The sequence below is a fragment of the Komagataeibacter oboediens genome (genome assembly GCF_018491655.1).
GTDB lineage: Bacteria > Pseudomonadota > Alphaproteobacteria > Acetobacterales > Acetobacteraceae > Komagataeibacter > Komagataeibacter oboediens.
This window is the reverse complement of record NZ_JABLUU010000008.1, coordinates 120,302-141,835: the sequence shown is the minus strand read 5'-3', so window position 1 is coordinate 141,835 and position 21,534 is coordinate 120,302. Positions and strand designations below refer to the sequence as shown.

Below are 21,534 nucleotides of genomic sequence, written 5' to 3'. Positions count from 1 at the left end.
GGTTATGGTATTTGCGCAGGGGCAGGGCGGTCTGTCCGACTTTGTTGCGCACGGTATAGGTTTCCGTCACCGGCGCCTGAAGGATCTCCTTGCGTACGGACCCGCTAAGTTCATCAGGGTCACGTGTGGTTGGGAAGCTGGTGGAGGTCTCGCGCCATGCGCCCCGTTCGATCGCGACGACATTCAGCCCCGCGCGGGTCAGTTCCTCCGCCATTGTGGAACCGGACCAGCCCAGCCCGATAATGACCACGTCGGCCTTTGGCCTTTTGTAATTCATTCAGCTGCACCTTGTTTTTATTATAATTGTGCGCAGGACACCCTGATCGTACCGCCCTGCCGGGTGCGTCGGAATCAGGCGCGGCCCAGCAGGCTGACGGGATGGACATCAATCTTTTTGCCCCGTTTTGATACGATCCAGTCCCGGTAGTCGTAAATCGCGCCGGGAAAACCGACCAGTTTCCAGCCCACCATGTCGCGGTTGCCGCCATACATGGGATCGGCCAGATAGCCTTCACGGACATTTTGCAGCATCAGTACAAAAAACTGGTCGGATTTCAGAGTGTCGAAAGAAATGGTGCCGCCTTCGACACCCTTCAGGAAAGTAATCTTCTGTTCTTCGGACAGATCAAGAAACGATTTGTTGAATTCCGCATGTGCGGCATGTTCCAGTTCAGCCAGTCCCGTGCGATACATTTCCGCGGGCGTCATGATGCCCTGCGGCCCCTGCTGGGGCAGTCCTTCAACAACGGGGCCAAGCCTGTAATCCTTTGCCGCCGATCCGTACGGACCGGCCAGCTGGTGGTCCAGAAAGGTCACGCATCCTGCTTCGGTCGCGCCCATTCCCAGTTCATCCGCAGGGATCAGGACATCGAACACGGCGCCCACCAGGCGTGCTTCCTGCGGTGTCAGATAGACAAGGCGTGTGGGGTCAACCACAGACAGCGGTGGTGGCGGGGTGGCCTTCCACATGCCCGTGCCACCAACATATGTGCGCGAATAGGCCGGTTTATAGATGGAGGCCAGCGTGGTGGTCGCCAACAGCACCAGACCACCCTTCATGACATCACGCCGCTTCATGACTTTACTCCTGATATACGCCGGGTGAGGGATGCCGTGTTGGGCGGATGCTTTTTTCCGGGCGCGGCCTGCGTTACCTGAAAAAAAGACCTGCCTGAATCCGATCCATGCCATGGCATCATGTCACCCCCGCGGCATGGCCGCGGGTATATGTTTTTGTGGTTTACGAATGATCGGGGTGCCGCCTTACAGGCTGCTGACGACACCGCCCAGCCTGTGCCCCTCCAGCGTGTCTGGTAACGCAAATCCCAGGGTTATGAAGGGCAGCCGCACCGCGTTGACGCCCGCGTTGTTTGCCGGCAGCCGTTCCGTCTGGGCAACCGGCACCAGCATGTGGCGGTCGGTTGTGATGAACAGGGCGTCGCCATCAACCAGCCGGTCATCTTCAAGTAACGTAAGCTGCTTTTTTTCGGGTGTAAGCACCATGATCCGTCCGTGTTCGGTATCGGCGAAATAGAAATTGCCCAGCGTATCAATGGCCGTGCCCATGATTGTCGGTATGTCGATCACCGTTTCGATCCGGCCGGCGCGCTGGTCATCCGTCAGGCTGGAATCCAGCAGGATGTCGGTCGGAATCCGTCGCAGAGGACCGGAAGGTGTAGAGAAATAGAACCATTTGCGGTCTGCCGTGATTTCCAGCATGTCCGAATGTACCAGTGGTCGCTTGCCCGTCCTGTCCTGCAGTATGTGCCCGTCGCGCCCGCGCAGCGGCTTGGCGGCGGTTGCGCGCAGCAGGGGGTGTTCCGACAGGCGGCGCACGGTCTCTCCGCTACGCATGTTATGGATGATGATCCCGCCCAGACCGGAATCGGTCACGAACAAAAGATCACCCGCAATGCGCAGGTCATTCATTGCTGAACCCGGTGGTAGGATGTCCTCGCCCCATCGCAGCACCTGCATGACCCTGCCATCGCGCGGGTCCAGCTGTACCAGTTTCTGGCCACCTGGCACGGATGCGCCCTTTGTCGGGTCAATGCCCTGATCGACGATCCACAGCGTGTCGTCACTGAATATATGCAGGCCGTTGACCATCAGGAAGGCATTGCGCGGGTCATCGCCCGGTTTCCATGCGTTCCAGCTTCCACCCGGAAAGGGATGCAGCGCGCCATCGGACGCCACGCGAAAAACGCTGGGCGTATCGGCCATCAGGTCCCATCGCGGCGCACCAAGGAAGAGCGTACCGTCGCGTGTCGCGGCGACGGCATTGCACAGGTAATGCGGCGAGGACGCGATAACGGTGGCCTGAATGGCCGCGGCATGCCGGGACGCCGCGGCAGCGCGCGGCATGCGGGATTCCAGTCCTGCCAGCGCCAGCCCCCCCGTCAGTCCCCACAGGGTGGCGCGGCGCGACAGGCCGTGGCCGCATGCATCGGTAATGTGTGTCATGAAGATGTTCTCTTGATTATTGTTTATTATTATGACTGCCGGTCTGTACTTGCGACGTGGCCTGTAACGAACACCGTGCGCGCCCTTCATTCTGGCAGGGACAGACGCCTTATCTTGCCCACCACGAACAGGTAGAGCAGGATCGCAACGCCACAATGCGCGGCGACGAATATCAGCGCCCCGTCATAAGACTTCGTGATCGCAACGATGTATCCGATCACGATGGGCGTCACGATGCCGGCAATATTGCCGATCCCGTTGAAAATGCCCGCGGCCAGACCCGGCGTTTCCCGGGGCGCAATATCGGATATGACGGCCCAGCCAATGGCGGCGACCCCCTTGCCAAAGAAGGCGAAGGACATGATGATTACGATCACCCAGGCCGAGTGTACGAAGTTGCAAAGACAGATGGTCGAGGCAATCGCCATGCCAACGACATAGGGTGTCTTGCGCGCGATGTTTTCCGACCGTCCCGATCGCAGCAGCATGTCCGAAAGCGCCCCCCCGGCGATCGCACCGGCCAGTCCGCACAGCGCGGGCACGCTGGCGGCCAGTCCGGTCTGCGTCAGGGACAGCCCGCGTGACTGATGCAGGTAAAGCGGAAACCAGGTCAGGAAGAAATACAGGATGGCGGTAATGCAGTACTGCCCGCCATACACGCCCACCAGCGTCCGGTCGGTCAGCATGAAGCGGACCTGCCGCCATGTCAGCGGCCTGCGCACCCGCATGGCGCGGTCGTCAATATCCACCAGCGCGCCACCTGCGCGGATGAAGGCCAGTTCGGCGGCGTTGACCGCCGGATGGGCGGCGGGCGGCCGCATGCGCAGGAGCCATATCCCCGCCAGGACCACGCCTGCAATCCCCATCACGGCAAAGATGTATTCCCACCCGAATGCCTGGGTAATCCATCCCATAAGCGGCGCGAAGAACGCCACCGCCACGTACTGGGCCGAATTGAAAATGGAGGTGGCAAGACCGCGTTCAGCCGTGGGAAACCAGCTTGATACGATGCGGCTGTTGGCGGGAAAGGTGGGGGCTTCCACCAGTCCCAGCCCGGCCCACAGGATGAACAGCACGGGAAAGGCGATGGCGTGCGGGACATGGCCCATTCCCGCAATGCATAACGTACACACCGACCACGCAAACAGGCTGACACCGTACACACGGATGGAACCAAACCGGTCCAGCAGCCAGCCACCGGGCACCTGGTTGATGACATAGGCCCAGCCGAAGGCGGAAAAGACGTAGCCCATCGCAACCGGGCTCAGCCCCAGATCATGCGAAATGGACGATCCCGCGATCCCGAGTGTCGCGCGATCACCATAGTTGATCGCGGTGATGATGAACAGGAATGCAAGAACGCTGTAGCGGACGGCGCTGCGTGGCATGGCGCGGGATGCCCCGGTGGCGATTGACGGATGCGTGGTGGCGGGGCCTGCTGTGCGCCCTCTTGTTATGGTCACCCTGTTTTCTCCCTCGATGGCGGGACCGGTGCGGCGGGCCGGGTTGTGTCGACTGTCCTCTGGCCGCATCTGGTCCTGTGCGGAAGGGAACGCAGCGCGATGGCACAAGTCAAAATCAAACTTCGTATGGAGTGATGCAGTACGGGCATCGTTCACGGCATGGCAGTGAACGGCGTCATGCAGGGCAGGTACCGGGGCCATCCGTTGCGGTGATCTGGTCCGCGATAGCCATGACACTGCCAAGGACCGGGCTGGCATCATCGGTGCGGTGGACCATGTACAGTTCCGCCAGGATCGCGTCGCCAAACGCCAGCGGGCGGCAGATGACATTTTCGATACCGAGCCGCGAGGCTGATTCGGGAATAAGGGCAATGCCGACCCCTGTCCTGACCATGGACAGGAGGGCATGGATCTGGGTCAGGTGATGGACCAGTCGGGGCTGGATGTTCGCGCTGACCAGCAGGCGGCGGACAAGGTCGTGAAAATAGCCGCCACCCAGTATGGAATACATGATCAGGTCCTGTCCCTCCATATCCGCAGGCGTCAGTGCGGCGCGCGTTGCCAGCGGGTGGGTGTGGGGCAGGGCGGCCACCATGGGTTCGCTGCGGACCAGCCGGGCACGGGTGTCCCGTGCGTCAAACGGGGGCCGCACGAAAGCAAGGTCGATACGGTGCGACGCAAGGGCGGCAAGCTGGTCGCGGGTGATCATTTCCTCCAGCGTCAGTTCAATATCGGGATAGGTCGCCCGCAGCGCATGGATCAGGCGCGGCAGGAAATCGTAACTGCTGGCGGGCGTGAACCCGATCGCGACCTGCCCCAGCGCGCCGCGGCCTGCGCGGCGGGCCATCAGCATCGCATCTTCCGCGTTGCGTAGCAGGCGTCGTGCCTCGGGCAGGAATATGGCGCCTGCTGCCGTCAGCCGCACGCTGCGACTGTTGCGTTCCAGCAATTCAACGCCCAGCGCATGTTCCAGCAACTGGACCTGTCGGCTTAACGGGGGCTGGGTCATGTTCAGCCGCGCGGCCGCGCGCCCGAAATGCAGTTCCTCCGCGACGGTGACAAAGCACCGGACCTGGGTAAGCTGAAGCATCAATATCAATCCTGTCTCAATCCATGCCGTATCTGGTCTGGACACCCCTGAATGCCCTTGCCCTTACTGCAACACGCAGCGCCCATTCCATCAGGCTATCGTGACCGGTCCGGGCGCGCAGGGAGAACAGAGGAATGTCAGAAGAAGCCGGAACACGGCCAGAAGGCGGAAATATGGAAGGGAAGGAAAAACGTACCCTGCGCAGTGAACGCTGGTTTGGTCCCGCCGACCTGCGCAGTTTCGGCCACCGTTCCCGCGCGATGCAGATGGGGTATGACCCGCAGGACTGGGAAGGGAAGCCGGTTATCGCCATCCTGAATACCTGGTCGGACATCAACCCCTGTCACATGCATTTTCGCCAGCGTGTCGAAGATGTGAAGCGTGGGGTGCTGGAAGCGGGGGGATTTCCGATGGAACTGCCCGCGATCTCGTTGTCCGAAAACTTCATGAAGCCGACCACCATGCTGTACCGCAACATGCTGGCGATGGAGGCGGAAGAACTGCTGCGTGCCTATCCGGCGGATGGCGCGGTGCTGATGGGGGGATGCGACAAGACCACGCCCGGCCTGCTGCTGGGGGCGACCAGCATGGATATTCCTGCGATCTATGTCCCCGCAGGTCCGATGCTGCGCGGGAACTGGCAGGGAAAGACGCTGGGTTCAGGGTCGGATTCATGGAAATACTGGGATGAGCTGCGCGCGGGCAAGATCACGCCAGAGGACTGGCGCGGGGTCGAGGCCGGAATTGCCCGCAGCGCGGGCACCTGCATGACCATGGGCACGGCAAGCACCATGACCGCCATTGCCGAGGCGATCGGCCTGTCCCTGCCGGGGGCCAGTTCCATTCCGGCGGTTGATTCCAACCATATCCGCATGGCCAAAAGCTCGGGGCGGCGGATTGTCGATATGGTGTGGGAAGACCTGAAACCGTCAAGAATCCAGACCCCGGCCGCCTTCCGCAACGCGATTGCTGTGGCAATGGCGATGGGGTGTTCGACCAATGCCATCATACATGTGATTGCCATGGCACGACGCGCGGGCGTGCCCATCGGGCTGGATGATTTTGACCGTGCCAGCCGCGAAATCCCGGTCATTGCCAATGTCCGGCCGACGGGCACGACCTACCTTATGGAAGATTTTTACTATGCCGGGGGCATTGCGGCGCTGATGAACCGGATTTCGGGTTTTCTGGACCTCGACTGCCTGACGGTGACGGGGCGCAGCGTGGGGGAAAACATCCGCGATGCAAAGGTGTGGAATGACGATGTCATAAGGCCCCTCGACAAACCGATGTTTACAGGTGAGGCAGGGGGGGCGCTGACGGTGCTGCGGGGCAATCTTGCGCCGGATGGGTGCGTAATGAAGCCCGCCTGCTGCGATCCGAAATTTCATAAGCATCGCGGACCGGCACTGGTGTTTGATGATTATCCCACCATGAAGAAGGCGCTGGATGACGTGACGCTGGATGTCACGCCCGATCACGTGCTTGTGCTGCGTAACGCGGGTCCACTGGGCGGGCCCGGCATGCCGGAATGGGGGATGCTGCCCATGCCCAGACGCCTGGTGCAGGAAGGATATCGCGATATGCTGCGTCTGTCCGATGCCCGGATGAGCGGCACGAGCTATGGCGCCTGCGTGCTGCATATCGCGCCGGAAAGTTATGTGGGCGGCCCGCTGGCGTTGCTGAAGACGGGGGATATCGTCGCGGTGGATGTAGAAGAGCGCACGATCCGCATGGAAGTGTCCGATGAGGAACTCGCCCGCCGCCGCGCGGCATGGAAGCCACCTGCGCCGCGTTATGAGCGGGGATATGGCTGGATGGCGGCCCACCACATGCGGCAGGCGAATGAAGGATGTGATTTCGATTTTCTGCAGACCGATTTCGGGGCGCCGGTGCCTGAACCTGTCATCTACTAAATCCCCCCTATGGCCGGGTGGACACGCGGCGGAGGCAGTGCTGCGGTACTGATCGAATGTGGGAATGCGTGACGGGACTTCCCGGACCGGTTTTGGGAAAACTGCTTTTTAATCTGCACGACAGTCCGCCAGCGGGCTTCTGCAACAGTGTCCAGCGAAGCGGAAAGGAACAGACAGGTGACCATCGGGACGGGAACACGCCCCGTTTCATCAACACACATATCTGAAATACGGTTCGACACTCTGTAAAGAAGAAAAACAAGATGTTCATGAAGTCGAATGCGGTTCCATCGTCATATGTGACATTGCGCCCGCGCTACATAGCTTACTGGCCGTTATGGCTGGGACTGGCCGCCTGCGTGGTGGCCATGGTCTGGTCGTCCTTTATTGTTCCGGTCATACCGGACTTTGCCTGTCTTTCAACAATCGGGCTGGATGGTCTTGCGCTGGCCATGGCCGTCATGGTCATGCCACGGCATTTCGTCATTGGTTTTCTGGCCTCACTCCTGCCCTTCATGATCAGCTGGCGGGTGGCGGCCATCCATGGATCGGTGCCGGGCATGGCCACATCCACGGTCGCGTTCATGATTTACCTTATGCTGTATGTGGATTGCATGGTCCATGACCGGGCAGCGGGCTGGAATGACCATTTACAGTGGCAGACGGCGACAATCCGCATATATTTCGGGTTCGACATGGTCGGGCATTTCGCGGAAAAACTTTTCGCGGGTGTTCATTCCTTCCACCACATGGAACAGGTATTTGTCGGTTTCGGTTTTCCGCCGGATGGACAGGCCGTTATTGCCGGCGGGCTGTGTGAACTGTCCGTTGCAATCGGGGTGGGGATGGGCGTCCTGACCCGGCTTGCCGGGATTGGTGGCGCCCTCTATTACCTGATTGCCAATCATTATGGACGGCATTTTGGCGACGGGTTTACCTGGAACAACGCCCCTGTGGGTGGTTGGGAATATCCGATGCTCATGATCGTGGCCTTTGCCAGCTTTGCGATTGCAGGGGCGGGGAAGTTCTCGATTGATGGCTGGCTGATCGCCCATGGCTGGATGCCGCGGTTCCTGCTGCCCCTGTGCGTGTCCGACGCATGCACCCATGTCCAGCGCGATGCCCGGCGAAGTGCTTGACCAATACTTGTCCTGTTTGGCAGACGTTCATGTAACACATGCTTTCTTCATGAAAAATGGTAAGAGGATCTGTCACGTAAGCGCGAGGGTTTTAATTGTTATTTGTCTGCATGGCAAAGACTGTAATAGAATCCTTCGTGCGATATGAGACCAATTCTATCGTATGATCTGAACTGAACGACGGCTTTATTTTTCCCGGCATGTATCGGCCTGCGGGACATAAGGCGTCGTCAGGGGTTCAATAATAACATCCAGAATAAGGTAACCCTTGAAATGAAGCAGATGCTTGGAGTTCTTGCATTGCTGGCGTCGTTCGCCACCCCGGCATTCGCACAGACATCATCCACCGCGCCGCAGCTCAACATCACGACGGCGGCCGCAATGGACATGGCGCATTATGCGGTCGGGCTGGCGGAAAACCGACACCTCAGGCTGTGCATAGCGGTCGAGGATACGGATGGAAACCTGGTTGCGTTCATCCGCATGCAGGGCGCTTACGCGGGATGCGTGGAAGCCTCGATCGCCAAGGCGAAATCAGCGGCACGGTTTGCCCGCAATACGATTGAATTCTTTGACGCCGTGCGCACGCAGAACCTGCCCATCGGTTTTGTTCCGGGTATCCTGCCATCTGCAGGGGGGGCTGTGTTCAAGCAGGGTGATACCGTAGTGGGCAGCATTGGCACCAGCGGCGATACCAACGAAAACGAACAGGCGCTGGTGATTGATACGGCCAAGCATTTTCATTGATGCAGATGGACCGGTCGAGATTTCTTTATAAATAAAACCACGTATCCAGACACCCTTGTTTCAGGATATCCCATGAAAATCAGACATATCGGGCCGCTGGCCCTTCTGGCGTGCCTTCCGGCGTTCTTCAGCGCACGCGCCGATGACGCCAAATTGCTGACACGGCCGCAGTTGAGCAGTGCCGGTGCAAAAAGCCTGCTGAACGCAGCGGAAGCCGAGGCAAAGCAACGCGGCATGCAGGTCAGCATCGCGGTGGTGGATGCATCAGGTAGGTTGCTGGCCTTTACGCGCATGGATGATTCACAGACCGGCACCGACGAAACCGCCATAAAAAAGGCCCGGACGGCCGCGCTGTATCATTCACCGGGCAAGGTGCTGGCACAGCGGATCAGCCAGAACCAGGCGTTTCTGGCGACATTGCCGGGGATTACGGCCGTACCGGGATCCTGTCCGGTCATGGAGGGGAAATACCTGATCGGGGCGGTCGGGGTCAGCGGTGCGACGGATGATCTGGATAATGCCGTTGCGACGGATACGGCAACCGGTTTCCATTCCTGAAGGCGCTAGTTCCTGACAGAAACGGACAGATCCGGTTGCATGCAGGACATACGGTCGGGTCTGTCCGTATCACAGCACACGAAGGGAGGAATCTGAGGAGTTGCCGGGCCAGCCGCATTATTATGCTGATCGGGTAAAGTGAATTTATTTATAATAAAGGCTGAATAGACATAACCGTTTCCAGGGTTATATTTTTTCAAAAGGGGTTATGAAAACAGGCTTTAGAACGTAAAGCCTGTTTTCATGCCAATGACCGTAACCGTTTCCCTTTGGGTATAACCGCCCGGATTGACCCAGAACTGGATATTGGGTTCGATATAGACCCATGGGGTAATCTGAAGCGTATAGTCTGTTTCGATTGCGAATTCTGAATCGCGGCGCGGTCCCTTCCTGCCGGCCTGATACCAGTCCAGCGTGGCCAGCCGTGAATTGACATGATTGGTGCCAACAGCCAGCGTCACGGCATCATGCCTGCGCCACGGAAGCCCAAGATAACGCAGGCTGCCAGTAACCTGCGATGAAACGGGACTGGTCTCCTTATCGACCATGGTAAAGGTTACGTAAGCAGTCAGCCCCTGCTGAACAACGGCGTCCTGTCCGGGTTTTTCGCTAAAGGTTCCGGTCAGCTGCTGCTGGAACCACAGGTAGCCACCGTGGGTACTGCCCCGTTCAAGCATGGCCAGTCCGCCGGTGACAGCAGGCTGTCCGTTTGCCGCCAGTAAAATGTCAGGTGCACTTGCGGTATTGACCCACCCGCCGATGCGATAGACCCCGGGATAATGATGGGCCCCCAGATGGATACGCAAACCGGTTTCAAAGGGCAGGAGAACACCAGTTGCACCATGTACATAACCAAGGAAGAATTTATTATCCAGGTTACGCACGTTCTGTTCATAAGCCCCCGCCAGAAAATACCAGCGTGGGTCGTTATACTTGATCAGGCCGCCCCATGTACTGACGGGCCAGTTGAGCCAGCGATTGCCGTCCATGTTGCCGGTTGTTGCCCCGCAGAAATAGTTTACCATTGTCAGGCAGGGCACATTATCAAAATCGGCGCCGGTCGGCAGGCGGCCTATCTTGAAACTGACATGATCACCCAGCTTCTGGTTATACCATAGCTGGGTCAGCCGGGATGTCTGTCCGCGCCCCCATACTTCCTGCGGTTGCTGCAGGGTATACAGTCCTGCCCGTGTAATGAGGTTGCTGCCCCACCGGGTAGTAAATGTAAAGTTGAAAGATGCGCCTTTCCATTTCAGCAGTTTTTCGGCGTCGATATCCATGATGGCGGCAAGCTGGTTGGTCTGGGCCGCGGTGTGGCGGTCCCCGCCAGTAACGTTCCCGGCGGTTTCGTTCGTCCACGCGCCAGCCAGATCTATGCCCTTGTTCCGAAGATAGAGCCGCGCGCCCCCCCAGTCGCCTGTCATGGTGGTGGATGGATGCTGGGCACTGGCACGCAGCGCATAACTGGCATCATCGCCCAGGCTACCATTGGGCAGACTGTTTGCAGGTGCTTCAGGTGCGCAGATGACCATGTGCATGGAAAAACCGAAATATAATATTCCGATATTTCCATATCTACGTGTGAAATATTTCATTTTAAGGCCATCAGTATATTATTGTTTTTATATCTGTGGCAGACAAACGCTCGCGTTCGAAAATGGTTTTATATTTATGAATTAATTTATTGTGAGTGCGATGATTAAGTATTTTTTGTATGCATTTATTACTGCATAAATATTTTTGTTATTGTGGAAATTTTATGGTTTGTAAGGTTTGTGGAAACTTTCGCGCTCATACGTTGTCGTCAGACATAAGCATGTGTAGGGCCGTTATATGCACATCCATACATTTCCGTTAAAGAAACGAAAATAAATATACTTAATATGTATTTATAAAAATGGATATGACGTGCCGATTATATTGTGTCAGGGGAGTGGTAGGGTAGGGCCTTGCTGAATATCCATCGTCAACAATGACGCAGGCTCCCGTCGGTTGGCTGGTCCGGTATGGGGTTGGGATAATGATCCATGTTCAAAAATAGGATGGATGGCAGGTACGGAATCAGGTGAATAGTTTATTGCCGCAACAAATCAATATTTCATTTTGTCCAATATATTTATTTAACAATTATTTCAATAAATGAAGTTATTCGAATTTATATTTTCATTATTATTAATAAACTTGAAAATGAAATATAATTATTAATGCTATGTCTCTATAAAATGTTCATAAAATCTGTTTATGTAACGATATACACATCTGAAATGCGTTTGTAGTCAAGTTCTTGAACTGGCGGGGTCTGACGATCCTGAAGACCGTTTAACAAGTCTGTTTATGGAATAAACTGTAAATCTTCAGAAAATGTCGGCTTTCAAAAAGGCCGATACCCAGAAATTTTATGATCTTTTTATCAATCAGGCGTTCCCGCACATCCTGTTGTCGCGGGTGAATGTCCGATCTTATGCCTTTCCACCCACCGGATATTGGCGTCATGGTGGAGGATGAGATAACGGGCAAGGGGAATGGATGCGCGCCCGGGCCGTCTGGTTTTCCTGGAACGTGTGAAAAGGACCCGGGGTTCCGGCAGTAAAACCGCCCCCACCATATGCATGATGGGGGCGGTGCGATCCGGTATTTCAGGCGAACGCTTCGTCCCACGTTCCCTGTGTCGCGCCCCGGCTGTATTCCGTTGCCCGGTTTTCGAAAAAGTTGGTGTGCTCCACCGCGTTCATCATCTCGTCAATCCACGGCAGGGGATTGCTGGGTACGTCATAGATCGGATCGAGTTCCAGCCCGATCAGGCGGCGATTGGCGATGAAGCGGATATACTGCTTGACCTCATCCGCTGACAGGCCCTTCACCGGCCCCATGCGGAAAGCGAGGTCGATGAAGCGGTCCTCGTTCTCCACAATTTCACGGCAGGCCAGGTGGATGGCATCCGCCACGGCGGGCTTGTCAATCTGGCGACCAAATTCCTGCATGTAGGTCTTGAACAGGCGCGTGATGCTTTCAACGTGCAGGCTTTCGTCACGCACGGACCATGTCACGACCTGCCCCATGCCCTTCATCAAATTATGGCGCGGGAAGTTGAGCAGCATGGCGAAGGACGCGAAAAGCTGCAGCCCTTCGGTAAAGCCCGCGAACACTGCCATGGACAGGGCGGTATTATAATGGTCGTCCATGTTGAAGCGTTTAAGGAATTCGTGCTTCGCGGCCATTTCCTCGTATTCAAGGAAGGCGGCATATTCGGTTTCCGGCATGCCGATGGTGTCCAGAAGGTGGCTGTAGGCCGCCTGATGGATCGATTCCATATTGGTGAACGCCGAAAGCATCATCCGCACTTCGGTCGGCTTGAAGCGGGGCATATACAGATCGATATAGGCGTTCTCGACCTCGGTATCCTGTTGGGTGAACAGGCGGAAAATCTGGGTGACCAGATATTTTTCCGTCTCGGACAGGTTGTTGTTCCAGTCCTTCACATCATCACCAAGGGGAATTTCCTCGGGCAGCCAGTGCAGGGACTGCTGGGTTTTCCACGCCTCGAACGCCCATGGGTAACGGAACGGTTTGTAGACCGGGCTGGGGGAAAGAAGGTTGGGTGTGTCTGTGCTCATGATCCACTTCTATAACCCAAAAAGTATCCAACGTCAGGTGGATTTCCACGTCGCGCGCAGCCGGCTTCCGCCGGGGAAACAGTGGGCAGATTGCCGTTCCCACGGTATGGCAAGCTGCTTTTTCCGGCTGTTTTTTATCTTCAGGTGCGGCGCTGAGGACACACGGCACGGACCGTGGCCACGGTTTAGGAAAAAATGACGTGACCAGCCCCAGCGCCCGCGTTGGCCGCGCGGATCCGGGTTGACAGGGCTGGCCCATCCGATCAGAACCCTGCTGACGGTTCCCCTGCATATAAGGGGTGAAAAGGGAACGAAGTGCGGATTGCGGTCCAATGCTTCGGCTGTCCCCGCAACTGTAAGCGGTATGTTCCCCGCATTACCGGACATAAGGTCCGGGCCACTGGAAACCGCGGTTTTCCGGGAAGGTTGTGCGGGAGACGACGCCGCAAGCCAGGAGACCTGCCGTCATGATGGTTGCGACCGAGACCTGTCGGGCGGGGTGTCCTGACGGTGTGGTGCCACGGGTTTTCTTATGGATCGGAAACCGGGTGGCGGCGCGCTCTCGTGGCAACGATGATGTGACCGCGAGATCCAGACCTTATGACCATTTTCCGTGATTTTCTGATTGCCTCGACGGCATTCATGACACTAGGCGCCACGATGGCGTATGCCGATGTGCCCATCGGGAAGGATACACCAGAAAAACCATCCGTGAAGCAATACATCGCTGGCAATGGCAGTATGAAAGCCATTGTCACGCCCGACAATGCCGGCCTGCCCGAACTGATCAGCGTCAGCGCCGCGCGCAGGCCGACAGGGGTGGATGATATCGGTACCAGCATGACCATCATCACCGAAAAGCAGATCCAGACCCAGCAGCGGCGCAGCCTGACGGATATCCTTGCACGCCAGCCCGGCCTGAACGTGGTGCAGACGGGCGGGGCGGGCGGCACGTCGTCCATTTTCCTGCGCGGCAATAATTCCCGCGAGGTCAAGGTCCGGCTGGATGGCATGGACATCAATGACGGCAGCAATACCACCAATGCCTTTGATGCCGGGCAGTTCCTGACCGATGGCATCGGTCGTATCGAGGTCCTGCGTGGCCCGCAGAGCGGCCTGTACGGCGCGGACGCCATGGCGGGTGTTATCGACATCACCACGGCACAGGGGCAGGGACGCTTCAGGCCATTCGTCCGGATCGAAGGCGGCGGGTACGGAACCTTCAACCAGACCTTCGGTGCGCGAGGCAGCAGGGGGCAGTTCCATTATAATGTTGAATTTTCCCATTATCGTATGGATGGGTTCAATAATATCCCGTCCTATATCGAACGATATTATGGCGCGGACCGCCAGCAGCGGCACGAAGGCAACCGCAATGACAACCGCAGCGCCAATATCAGGCTGGGCTACGACGTGACCCATAATCTTGACCTTGGCCTGACGGCGCGCCTGATACAGGGCAATAACCATTCCTATTCACTGTATGACCTGCAGGCTGAAAATGCGTATGGGGATTCAGGGGTGCGGGAACAGACCACCCAGAACGAGGCCATCGTGCGCGGGACGGCGCATCTGGTTTCCTTCCACGGTTTTTTTGATCAGGTGCTGGGCCTTGGTTACATGACCAACCGCAACCGCTGGACCGAGACCGGCACAAGCTACGGCAGTCCGGTCAATCCCGATCCCTATTACTACCGTTCAGGCCGGTTGAAGGTGGACTGGCACGGCACGTTCAGTTTCGGGCGGTACGGGCAGCTTCTGGTGGGTGCCGAGCATTTCCACGATACGTTCGATACCAGCCATACGGCATCCAGCATGTGGGACAGCGGGTACGATACATCCGCCAGCATGGATACGACCGCAGGCTACGGGCAGTATCAGGGCAACTGGAAGCATATCCTGTATGGCGCTGCCAACATCCGTTACGACGCCAATTCGCGTTACGGCAACCATGTGACCTGGCGCGTGGCACCCGCGATCCACGTTCCCGGAACCGGCACCATCATCAAGGCCAGTGCCGGTTCGGGTTTCCACGGCCCTGCGCTGTACCAGCTGTTCGTCAATCAGGTGGGGGCCGGTTATTCGGAAAGGGGCAACCCGGACCTGAAGGCGGAACAGCTGATTGGCTACGACGCGGGCGTGGAGCAGAAACTTCTGCATGATCACCTGAATTTTGGCGCCACATGGTATGACAACAGGGTCCGGAACCTGATCCAGTCCGCCGACTGGTATGATTCGTCGGGCAACTTCAACGGCACCTTTGACAATGTTGCGAAGGCGCGGATGTACGGGGTGGAGGCTTTCGTGAACTGGAAAGCGCTGGACAGTCTGGAATTCAATCTCAGCTACACATGGACCCATGCGCGTGACGAGACCAGTCATACCGAGCTGCAGCAACGTCCCCAGCACAAGTTCAATTTCAATACGACATGGACTCCCGTCCGCGACCTGACATTCTCGGGCAATATCCTGTATACCAGCGGCTGGCGCGACCTGTCGGTGCTTGGCTCCAATAATTGCAGTGATTCCAGCATCTGTGCCAAGGGGCACGGCTATTTCACCATTGATGTGGCGGCCAATTATAAAATCAACCGCTATGTGTCCGTCTACGCGCGGGCGGACAACCTGCTGAACCGACAGTTCGAGGAACCGGTCGGTTATCTCCAGCCCGGTCGGGCGGGGTATGGCGGCTTCATGCTGACGTACTGACATGAAGGGGGTCATGGCAGGCATCCTCGCCGGTATTCTTGGCTGTGTCCCGATCGCACGGGCGCAACCCCTGCCGCGCGTGATGTCCGTGAATGTCTGCACCGACCAGTTGCTGCTTCTGCTGGCCGCGCCGGGGCAGATTGCCGGCATAACGCCACTGGCGCGCGACTGCTGGAATGCGGTGCTATGTGAACAGGCGCGGCAGGTTCCCGTCCTGCGCCCGACCGCGGAAAACGTTGTGACGGCCCACCCCGATGTCGTGCTGGGGGAAAGCTATACCGCGGCGGTCGCACTTCAGGTGGCGCGGGACAGGGGGGCGCGGGTGCTCGTCCTGCCGCCGGCACAGGCGCTGGCGGATATTCCCGATCAGATCATGGTGGTGGCCCGCGCCATTGGCGCTACGGCGCGGGGGCGGGAATTGGCGGGGGCCTTTACCAGCCGCCTGGCAGCCCTGTCAGTCGGGCGCGGCCCCACCGACCCCACGGCCGCGATTTACGCTGCCAACGGGTTTGTCACGCGCGCGGGGTCGTTGCCTGATGATGTGCTGGCCCATGCCGGCCTGCGCAATTATGCTACCGTCATGGCGCAGCAGACATCCGCCCGTCTTTCCATGGAAATGCTGATCGCCCATCCACCTGGCCTGCTGGTCCTTGACCGTTCGGGGCAGGGGACATCCCTTGCGCAATCCATGCTGGACCATCCGGCGCTGAAACAGGCCTTTGCCGGGCCACATCGTCTGGATCTGCCCGCGCGGCTGTGGTTGTGTGGCCTGCCACAGACACTGGACAGTATCGCGATGCTGCGCGCCGCGCGTGACAGACTGGAAACCGCACCGTGAAACCTGCCCGAAATGCCCTGCTGCTCAATATCGTGCTGCTGGCAGGGGTTGTGGCCCTGTCTGGCTTGTCGCTGGTATGGGGGGAAACCCGTATCATGGTCTGGCAGGCGCTGGCGGATATACTGGCGGGACGGCATGGTGCAGGTGCCATTATCGTGGAGCAGCTGCGCCTGCCCCGCGCGCTTTTGGCCATCATGGTGGGGGGAACACTGGGGCTGTCGGGGGCGGTATTGCAGGGGTATTTGCGTAATCCGCTGGCTGATCCCGGTATTCTGGGCGTATCGGGTGGTGCGGCGCTGGGGGCGGTGAGTGTGTTCTATACCGGGCTCATGCAGGTTTCCATCATGGCCCTGCCGCTGGGTGGGCTGGCGGGGGCGTTATGCGCGGTCGTCGTGCTGATGGGCCTGGTGGGGCGGGGGGGAACGTTGGTGCTTTTGCTGGCGGGGGCAGCACTTAGCAGTTTTGCTGCGGCCCTGACCGCGTTGGTGCTGAACCTTGTGCCCAGCCCGTATGCGTCATTTGAGATCATGCACTGGCTTATGGGATCGCTGACGGACCGGACCTTTACCCATGTCTGGATCTGCCTGCCCGGCGTGGTGTGCGGCACGCTGCTCATGCTGTCGGCCGGGCGTGCGCTGGACGCGCTGACGCTGGGGGAAGACGTGGCGGAAAGCCTTGGGTTCCGGCTGCATGGCGTGTGGGGTGTGCAGACGCGCATCGTGCTGGGGGCGGCGCTGTCCGTGGGGTCATGCGTGGCGGTTTCGGGTGCGATCGGCTTTGTCGGGCTGGTGGTGCCGCACCTGCTGCGGCCATTGACGGGATACCAGCCGTCGCGGCTGCTTGTGCCATCCGCGCTGGGGGGAAGCCTGCTGCTGCTGGGGGCGGATATGGTGGTGCGCGTGGTGAGTGTCGGCACGGAGCTTCAGCTTGGCGTGCTGACGGCGCTGGTCGGTGCGCCGGTTTTCTTCGCCCGGGTCATCATGCTGAAAAGAACCGGATCATGACCCTGTTGCAGGCGAATGGTGTCTCGCTCAGGCGCGGGGGGCGGGCTGTTGTATCCGGTGCGTCCCTGACGCTGGAAAAAGGCCGGGTTGTCGGCCTGATCGGGCCGAACGGGGCGGGGAAAAGCACGTTCATGCGCATGCTGGCGGGGCTGCAGGCCCCGGATTGCGGGCAGATCGACCTTCTGGGGCGCGACATAGGCCAGATTCCGCCCGGATTGCGGGCCAGACAGCTTGCCTTCATGCCACAGGACGGGGAAAAACCGCCCCCCATGCCCGTCCGCGCGCTTGTGGCCCTCGGGCGTCTGCCGCATGGGCAGGTGAACGCGGCGCAGGCAGCGCGCCACCCGGCGGTTGCGCACGCACTGGCGGCAACCGGCCTGCACGACCTGTGCGCCCGCCCGGCTAGTCACCTGTCCGGTGGGGAACGGGCGCGGATGAACCTGGCGCGTGCGCTTGCGACCGATACGCCGGTCATACTGGCCGATGAACCGATTGCCGCCCTCGACCCGGCCCATGCCCTGTCCATGATGCACCTGTTCCGCCAGCAGGCGGGACAGGGCAAGGGAATTGTCATCGTGCTGCATGATCTGGTCCTGGCGACCCGGTTCTGTGATGACCTGGTGCTGATGGACGGGGGCTCGGTCATCCGCCACGGGCCACCCGTGCAGGTGCTTGATGATGACATCATGCGCACGGTTTACGGCGTCACGGTCCGGCGCGTGGGGGATGCCATCGTGCCCTGGGCGCTGTGCCGGTAATGTCGTCGGCCTGCCGGTTGCGTTGCGATCGGGGCGGCGGTCGTACCCCGGTTCCATGCGCGGGCGAATGTTACAGGGGGCTATGCCGCGCGGCATCACTCTCAATGGCGCAGGCCGGGTCCTGCGGCCCGGCGGCATCGTGCCTGTGTGCCGCCAGTTCGCTGCGGGCCCGTTCCATATCCGCGCGGAAGGCGGGACTGCCGTGCATGGCCGCGATTTCGGCGGCGCCTACCATGTAACCCGCCTGAACGTCACTTTCCCAATGCACGCCGCATACGATCCGGCTTTCGCCGAAAACGCGGCCGCGCTGCAATATTGGTGTCGCCCGGTCGGGCAGCAGTTCCGCCAGAACCAGTGCGATGCTCCAGCCCAGCATGGTATGGCCCGATGGATAGGCCCCCGATGTTGCCAGATGGGTACGGTCACTTTCCGTGCAGATCGGCTGCCCGTTGCCAACAAACGGGCGGGGACGGTGCCAGTAGGCCTTGCTTTTGCGCATGTCGGGGGCTTCCGATACATCCATCGTATGGATCAGCGCCGCAAGGTGCGGCGTGGCGGTGGTGCTCAGGCTCTGGCCCGCGGCACAGGAAAATGCATGCAGAAGCGCGTCTTCATGCAGGTCGGCATCCGATGTGGCCAGTGCCCAGCGCGGGGTGCCCTTCAGCGCGCGGGTGGTGGTGAAGGCCCGGTCATCCGTGTGCTGCCGGGCGGTGCCGGGCCGGGGAGGGGGCGGCAGGTATTGCGTTCCGTCGGGCTGCGTGTCGGGGGTCAGGTATCCGCCGTCCGGTCCGTTGGCAGGGGGTTCCGCCGCGATGCTTATGCCGCCCCCCAGCAGCATGGCGGCCAGGCAGATGCCCATGCCCCGTATCCATGACCGTCCATGCCGTGGGGCAGGCACAGACACGCGGGTGACGTGACCAATGGCTGGCGCACCATATGTTGCCGGTGCGGGCGCAGGGGACGGGGATGTATCGGGAAAACGTTTGAGCATCATGAAACCATCTGCATGCATGACGGAAAGGACGCGCGGATGACCGCGCGTGTTGATGAAAAACAGGAAAATCATACCAGCAGGACAGTCCGGAACGAGCACTTTGTGCCGGTAAAGTCAAAACTTCATGAAACCGTCATAAATATTTTCCGGATGCTTCAGGCATGGATTTTCACACGGTGTTTGAGAACAATTCATCAATAAAGGTTTCTTGGCGTCCCCTGTTTTCGAAAAAGGTGACGTTTCCCGAACCCTGCTGAAAAGACTTCACCAGAAACGTCCAGCAAATTGACAGGATGTTTCATAAGCCGACAGTTTCAGGCAGCCCCAAGGTAAAGGGTGTCGCTTCGGCCCGCGCTGTCCGTCCCGGCGCAACGGGGCAAGTGGACAGACGTAAAAAGAAAGGGGGGTCACACGCGCAGACGTGTCCGCGCATCGGGTGTTATTCTTGCTACGGTTGCCGCCTTCATAATGAAGAAGGAAGTTGTCATGCAGGATAATCCCCTTTTTTCACTTGCGGGAAAACGCGCGCTGGTAACCGGTGCGTCACGTGGGATCGGGCTGACGCTGGCGCGTGGGCTGGGGCAGTTCGGGGCAAAAATCGTGCTGAACGGGCGCAATCCCGAACATTTGGCCACCGCGCGCGACGTGCTGGCGCAGGAAGGGCTGGATGTCACGACCGCCGCGTTTGACGTGACGGATCAGGACGCCGTCATCGCCGGGGTTGAAAACATAGAATATGAACAGGGTCCGATCGATATCCTGATAAATAATGCCGGCATCCAGCGTCGCGCACCGCTGGACCAGTTCAGCCGGGCCGACTGGGACGCATTGATATCGACCAACCTGAACGCAGTTTTCTTTGTGGGGCAGGCCGTGGCCCGCCATATGCTGCCGCGCGGGCGTGGGAAGATCGTCAATATCTGCTCGGTGCAGAGCGAACTGGCGCGACCGGGTATTGCGCCCTACACGGCCACCAAGGGCGCGGTCAAAAACCTGACCAAGGGCATGGCGACCGACTGGGCACGCCATGGCCTGCAGATCAACGGTCTCGCGCCCGGCTATTTCAAGACGGAAATGAATGAAAAGCTGGTGGCCGACCAGACTTTCACCCAGTGGCTGTGCCAGCGCACGCCCGCGGGCCGCTGGGGCAATGTGGAGGAACTGGTGGGGGCTGCGGTCTTCCTGTCGTCGGACGCGTCAAGTTTTGTAAACGGGCACGTTATCATGGTGGATGGTGGCATTACGGCATCAGTCTGAACCGTTCTGTGCTACCACCCCATATTCCCCGGCCCGTTCCAGCCGCCGCCCAGGCTGCCCCAGTCCCCCTGTGGGCCGCCATTGCCATGGTCGGCGGCCGCGCGGGCATTGCGGTCCATGCGCGGGTCATCACGGTCCGCGCAGCCTGACAGCGCCGCCATCAGGGCAAGGGCAGCCAGTACGGGGCCGAGGGGAAGGCGGATGGAGGTCATGCACACCGTTATGCCGCGCGCGTGGACGGGAGGGAAGGGGGCATCCCTCCCATAGCCACGCGGGGTTCTTCGTCATGTCACAGTTCGGACCACTGGCGCAGCAGGTTATGATAGGTCGCTGTCAGCCCCAGCACGGCCGGGTGATCGTCGGGCAGGTTCCTGCGGGTTTCAATAATGGACTGGTCAAATTGGTACAGCAGCGTGCGCTGGACATCATTGCGTATCATGGACTGCGACCAGAAGAATGACGCCCACCGGCTGCCGCGCGTCACTTCGCGCACGCTGTGCAGGCTGGTTGCGGGATAGAGCACCATGTCACCTGCGGGCACGCGGATTTCCTGCATGCCGTAAGTATCCTGAATCAGCAGTTCGCCCCCGTCATATTCATCCAGATCACTCAGGAACAGGGTGGACGACACATCGGTGCGGATGCGGAAGCCCGTGCCGGGCAGGGGCCGGATGGCGTTATCGACATGGGTATGAAACCGCATGCCTTCATCATAACGGTTGAACAGGGGCGGAAAGACCCGCAAGGGCAATGCCGCGCTGTTGAATGTCGGGTTGCGGCCCAGTGCCTGCAGGATCAGGTCCGCCAGTTCCATGCCCTCCCGGCTGTCATGTGGAATCTGCAGGTTGAATTTCGCCCTGGCGGACTGGTCGCCTGCCGTCACCCTGCCATCAACCCATTGGGATTTTTCCAGTACGGTACGGCAGTACGTGATTTCCTGCCGGGTCAGCAGGGCGGGGATATGGATCAGCATCGGCGTTCTCC

Annotated in this window: 18 protein-coding genes, 1 pseudogene and 1 riboswitch; of the genes and pseudogenes, 9 read left to right on the top strand and 10 right to left on the bottom strand. The window is 59.2% G+C overall.

The window, feature by feature from the left end:
- From HNO79_RS09035 to HNO79_RS09015, 5 genes and pseudogenes are all read right to left on the bottom strand, one after another.
- Positions 1–277 (bottom strand): annotated as a pseudogene (locus HNO79_RS09035) (GMC family oxidoreductase); the annotation flags it as partial.
- A gap of 74 nt (positions 278–351) precedes the next feature.
- Positions 352–1,077, bottom strand: coding sequence for a gluconate 2-dehydrogenase subunit 3 family protein (locus HNO79_RS09030; RefSeq protein WP_214165678.1), 726 nt, complete (start codon positions 1,075–1,077; stop codon positions 352–354).
- A 186-nt stretch (positions 1,078–1,263) separates the two neighbouring features.
- Entirely contained in the window at positions 1,264–2,463 is a 1,200-nt protein-coding gene (locus tag HNO79_RS09025; RefSeq protein ID WP_200409020.1) for an SMP-30/gluconolactonase/LRE family protein, read from the bottom strand.
- Positions 2,464–2,549: 86 nt separating this feature from the next.
- Positions 2,550–3,920, bottom strand: coding sequence for an MFS transporter (locus HNO79_RS09020; RefSeq protein ID WP_275954814.1), 1,371 nt, complete (start codon positions 3,918–3,920; stop codon positions 2,550–2,552).
- Positions 3,921–4,101: 181 nt separating this feature from the next.
- Positions 4,102–5,016, bottom strand: coding sequence for a LysR family transcriptional regulator (locus tag HNO79_RS09015; RefSeq protein ID WP_214165679.1), 915 nt, complete (start codon positions 5,014–5,016; stop codon positions 4,102–4,104).
- A 134-nt stretch (positions 5,017–5,150) separates the two neighbouring features.
- Between HNO79_RS09015 and araD the strand changes: the two genes are divergently transcribed.
- The 4 genes from araD (at position 5,151) to HNO79_RS08995 (ending at position 9,376) form a co-directional block, all read left to right on the top strand.
- Positions 5,151–6,932: an L-arabinonate dehydratase gene (gene araD / locus HNO79_RS09010; protein ID WP_408887043.1), complete on the top strand. Its 1,782-nt coding sequence runs from the start codon at positions 5,151–5,153 to the stop codon at positions 6,930–6,932.
- A gap of 269 nt (positions 6,933–7,201) precedes the next feature.
- Positions 7,202–8,071: a DoxX family protein gene (locus HNO79_RS09005; protein ID WP_244987491.1), complete on the top strand. Its 870-nt coding sequence runs from the start codon at positions 7,202–7,204 to the stop codon at positions 8,069–8,071.
- A gap of 273 nt (positions 8,072–8,344) precedes the next feature.
- Positions 8,345–8,818, top strand: a complete 474-nt coding sequence (locus tag HNO79_RS09000) for a GlcG/HbpS family heme-binding protein (RefSeq protein ID WP_010513265.1) — start codon at positions 8,345–8,347, stop codon at positions 8,816–8,818.
- 72 nt (positions 8,819–8,890) lie between these two features.
- The gene (locus HNO79_RS08995) at positions 8,891–9,376 is read left to right on the top strand and encodes a GlcG/HbpS family heme-binding protein (protein ID WP_200409023.1); all 486 of its coding nucleotides are present in this window, start codon (positions 8,891–8,893) and stop codon (positions 9,374–9,376) included.
- Positions 9,377–9,597: 221 nt separating this feature from the next.
- On the opposite strand, the gene HNO79_RS08990 is transcribed toward HNO79_RS08995, so the two are convergent.
- Together HNO79_RS08990 and HNO79_RS08985 are read right to left on the bottom strand one after the other, a co-directional pair.
- Positions 9,598–10,914: a carbohydrate porin gene (locus HNO79_RS08990; RefSeq protein WP_214165681.1), complete on the bottom strand. Its 1,317-nt coding sequence runs from the start codon at positions 10,912–10,914 to the stop codon at positions 9,598–9,600.
- Positions 10,915–12,012: 1,098 nt separating this feature from the next.
- Positions 12,013–12,990 carry a ribonucleotide-diphosphate reductase subunit beta gene (locus HNO79_RS08985; protein WP_214165682.1) on the bottom strand — a complete coding sequence of 326 codons (978 nt, stop codon included), beginning with the start codon at positions 12,988–12,990 and terminating at the stop codon, positions 12,013–12,015.
- A 261-nt stretch (positions 12,991–13,251) separates the two neighbouring features.
- Positions 13,252–13,471: riboswitch (cobalamin riboswitch) on the top strand.
- A 119-nt stretch (positions 13,472–13,590) separates the two neighbouring features.
- Between HNO79_RS08985 and HNO79_RS08980 the strand changes: the two genes are divergently transcribed.
- The 4 genes from HNO79_RS08980 to HNO79_RS08965 are packed head-to-tail and all read left to right on the top strand — an operon-like array spanning position 13,591 to position 18,299.
- The gene (locus HNO79_RS08980) at positions 13,591–15,699 is read left to right on the top strand and encodes a TonB-dependent receptor plug domain-containing protein (RefSeq protein WP_214165683.1); all 2,109 of its coding nucleotides are present in this window, start codon (positions 13,591–13,593) and stop codon (positions 15,697–15,699) included.
- Between the two features lie 13 nt (positions 15,700–15,712).
- A complete protein-coding gene (locus HNO79_RS08975) occupies positions 15,713–16,537 on the top strand; it encodes an ABC transporter substrate-binding protein (protein ID WP_082071093.1) in 825 nt (274 codons plus the stop codon).
- Positions 16,534–17,541, top strand: coding sequence for a FecCD family ABC transporter permease (locus HNO79_RS08970; protein WP_214165684.1), 1,008 nt, complete (start codon positions 16,534–16,536; stop codon positions 17,539–17,541). Before HNO79_RS08975 ends, HNO79_RS08970 begins: the two co-directional genes overlap by 4 nt.
- Positions 17,538–18,299: an ABC transporter ATP-binding protein gene (locus tag HNO79_RS08965; RefSeq protein WP_214165685.1), complete on the top strand. Its 762-nt coding sequence runs from the start codon at positions 17,538–17,540 to the stop codon at positions 18,297–18,299. Before HNO79_RS08970 ends, HNO79_RS08965 begins: the two co-directional genes overlap by 4 nt.
- A 70-nt stretch (positions 18,300–18,369) precedes the next feature.
- On the opposite strand, the gene HNO79_RS08960 is transcribed toward HNO79_RS08965, so the two are convergent.
- Complete coding sequence (locus HNO79_RS08960; RefSeq protein ID WP_244987490.1) at positions 18,370–19,293, bottom strand: acid phosphatase; 924 nt, start codon at positions 19,291–19,293, stop codon at positions 18,370–18,372.
- A gap of 486 nt (positions 19,294–19,779) precedes the next feature.
- On the opposite strand from HNO79_RS08960, the gene HNO79_RS08955 reads away from it, so the two are divergent.
- The gene (locus HNO79_RS08955; protein ID WP_010513253.1) at positions 19,780–20,550 is read left to right on the top strand and encodes an SDR family oxidoreductase; all 771 of its coding nucleotides are present in this window, start codon (positions 19,780–19,782) and stop codon (positions 20,548–20,550) included.
- Between the two features lie 11 nt (positions 20,551–20,561).
- On the opposite strand, the gene HNO79_RS08950 is transcribed toward HNO79_RS08955, so the two are convergent.
- Positions 20,562–20,762 carry a hypothetical protein gene (locus HNO79_RS08950; protein WP_200409028.1) on the bottom strand — a complete coding sequence of 67 codons (201 nt, stop codon included), beginning with the start codon at positions 20,760–20,762 and terminating at the stop codon, positions 20,562–20,564.
- A 77-nt stretch (positions 20,763–20,839) separates the two neighbouring features.
- Positions 20,840–21,523, bottom strand: coding sequence for a Fe2+-dependent dioxygenase (locus HNO79_RS08945; protein WP_010513251.1), 684 nt, complete (start codon positions 21,521–21,523; stop codon positions 20,840–20,842).
- Positions 21,524–21,534: the final 11 nt, after the last annotated feature.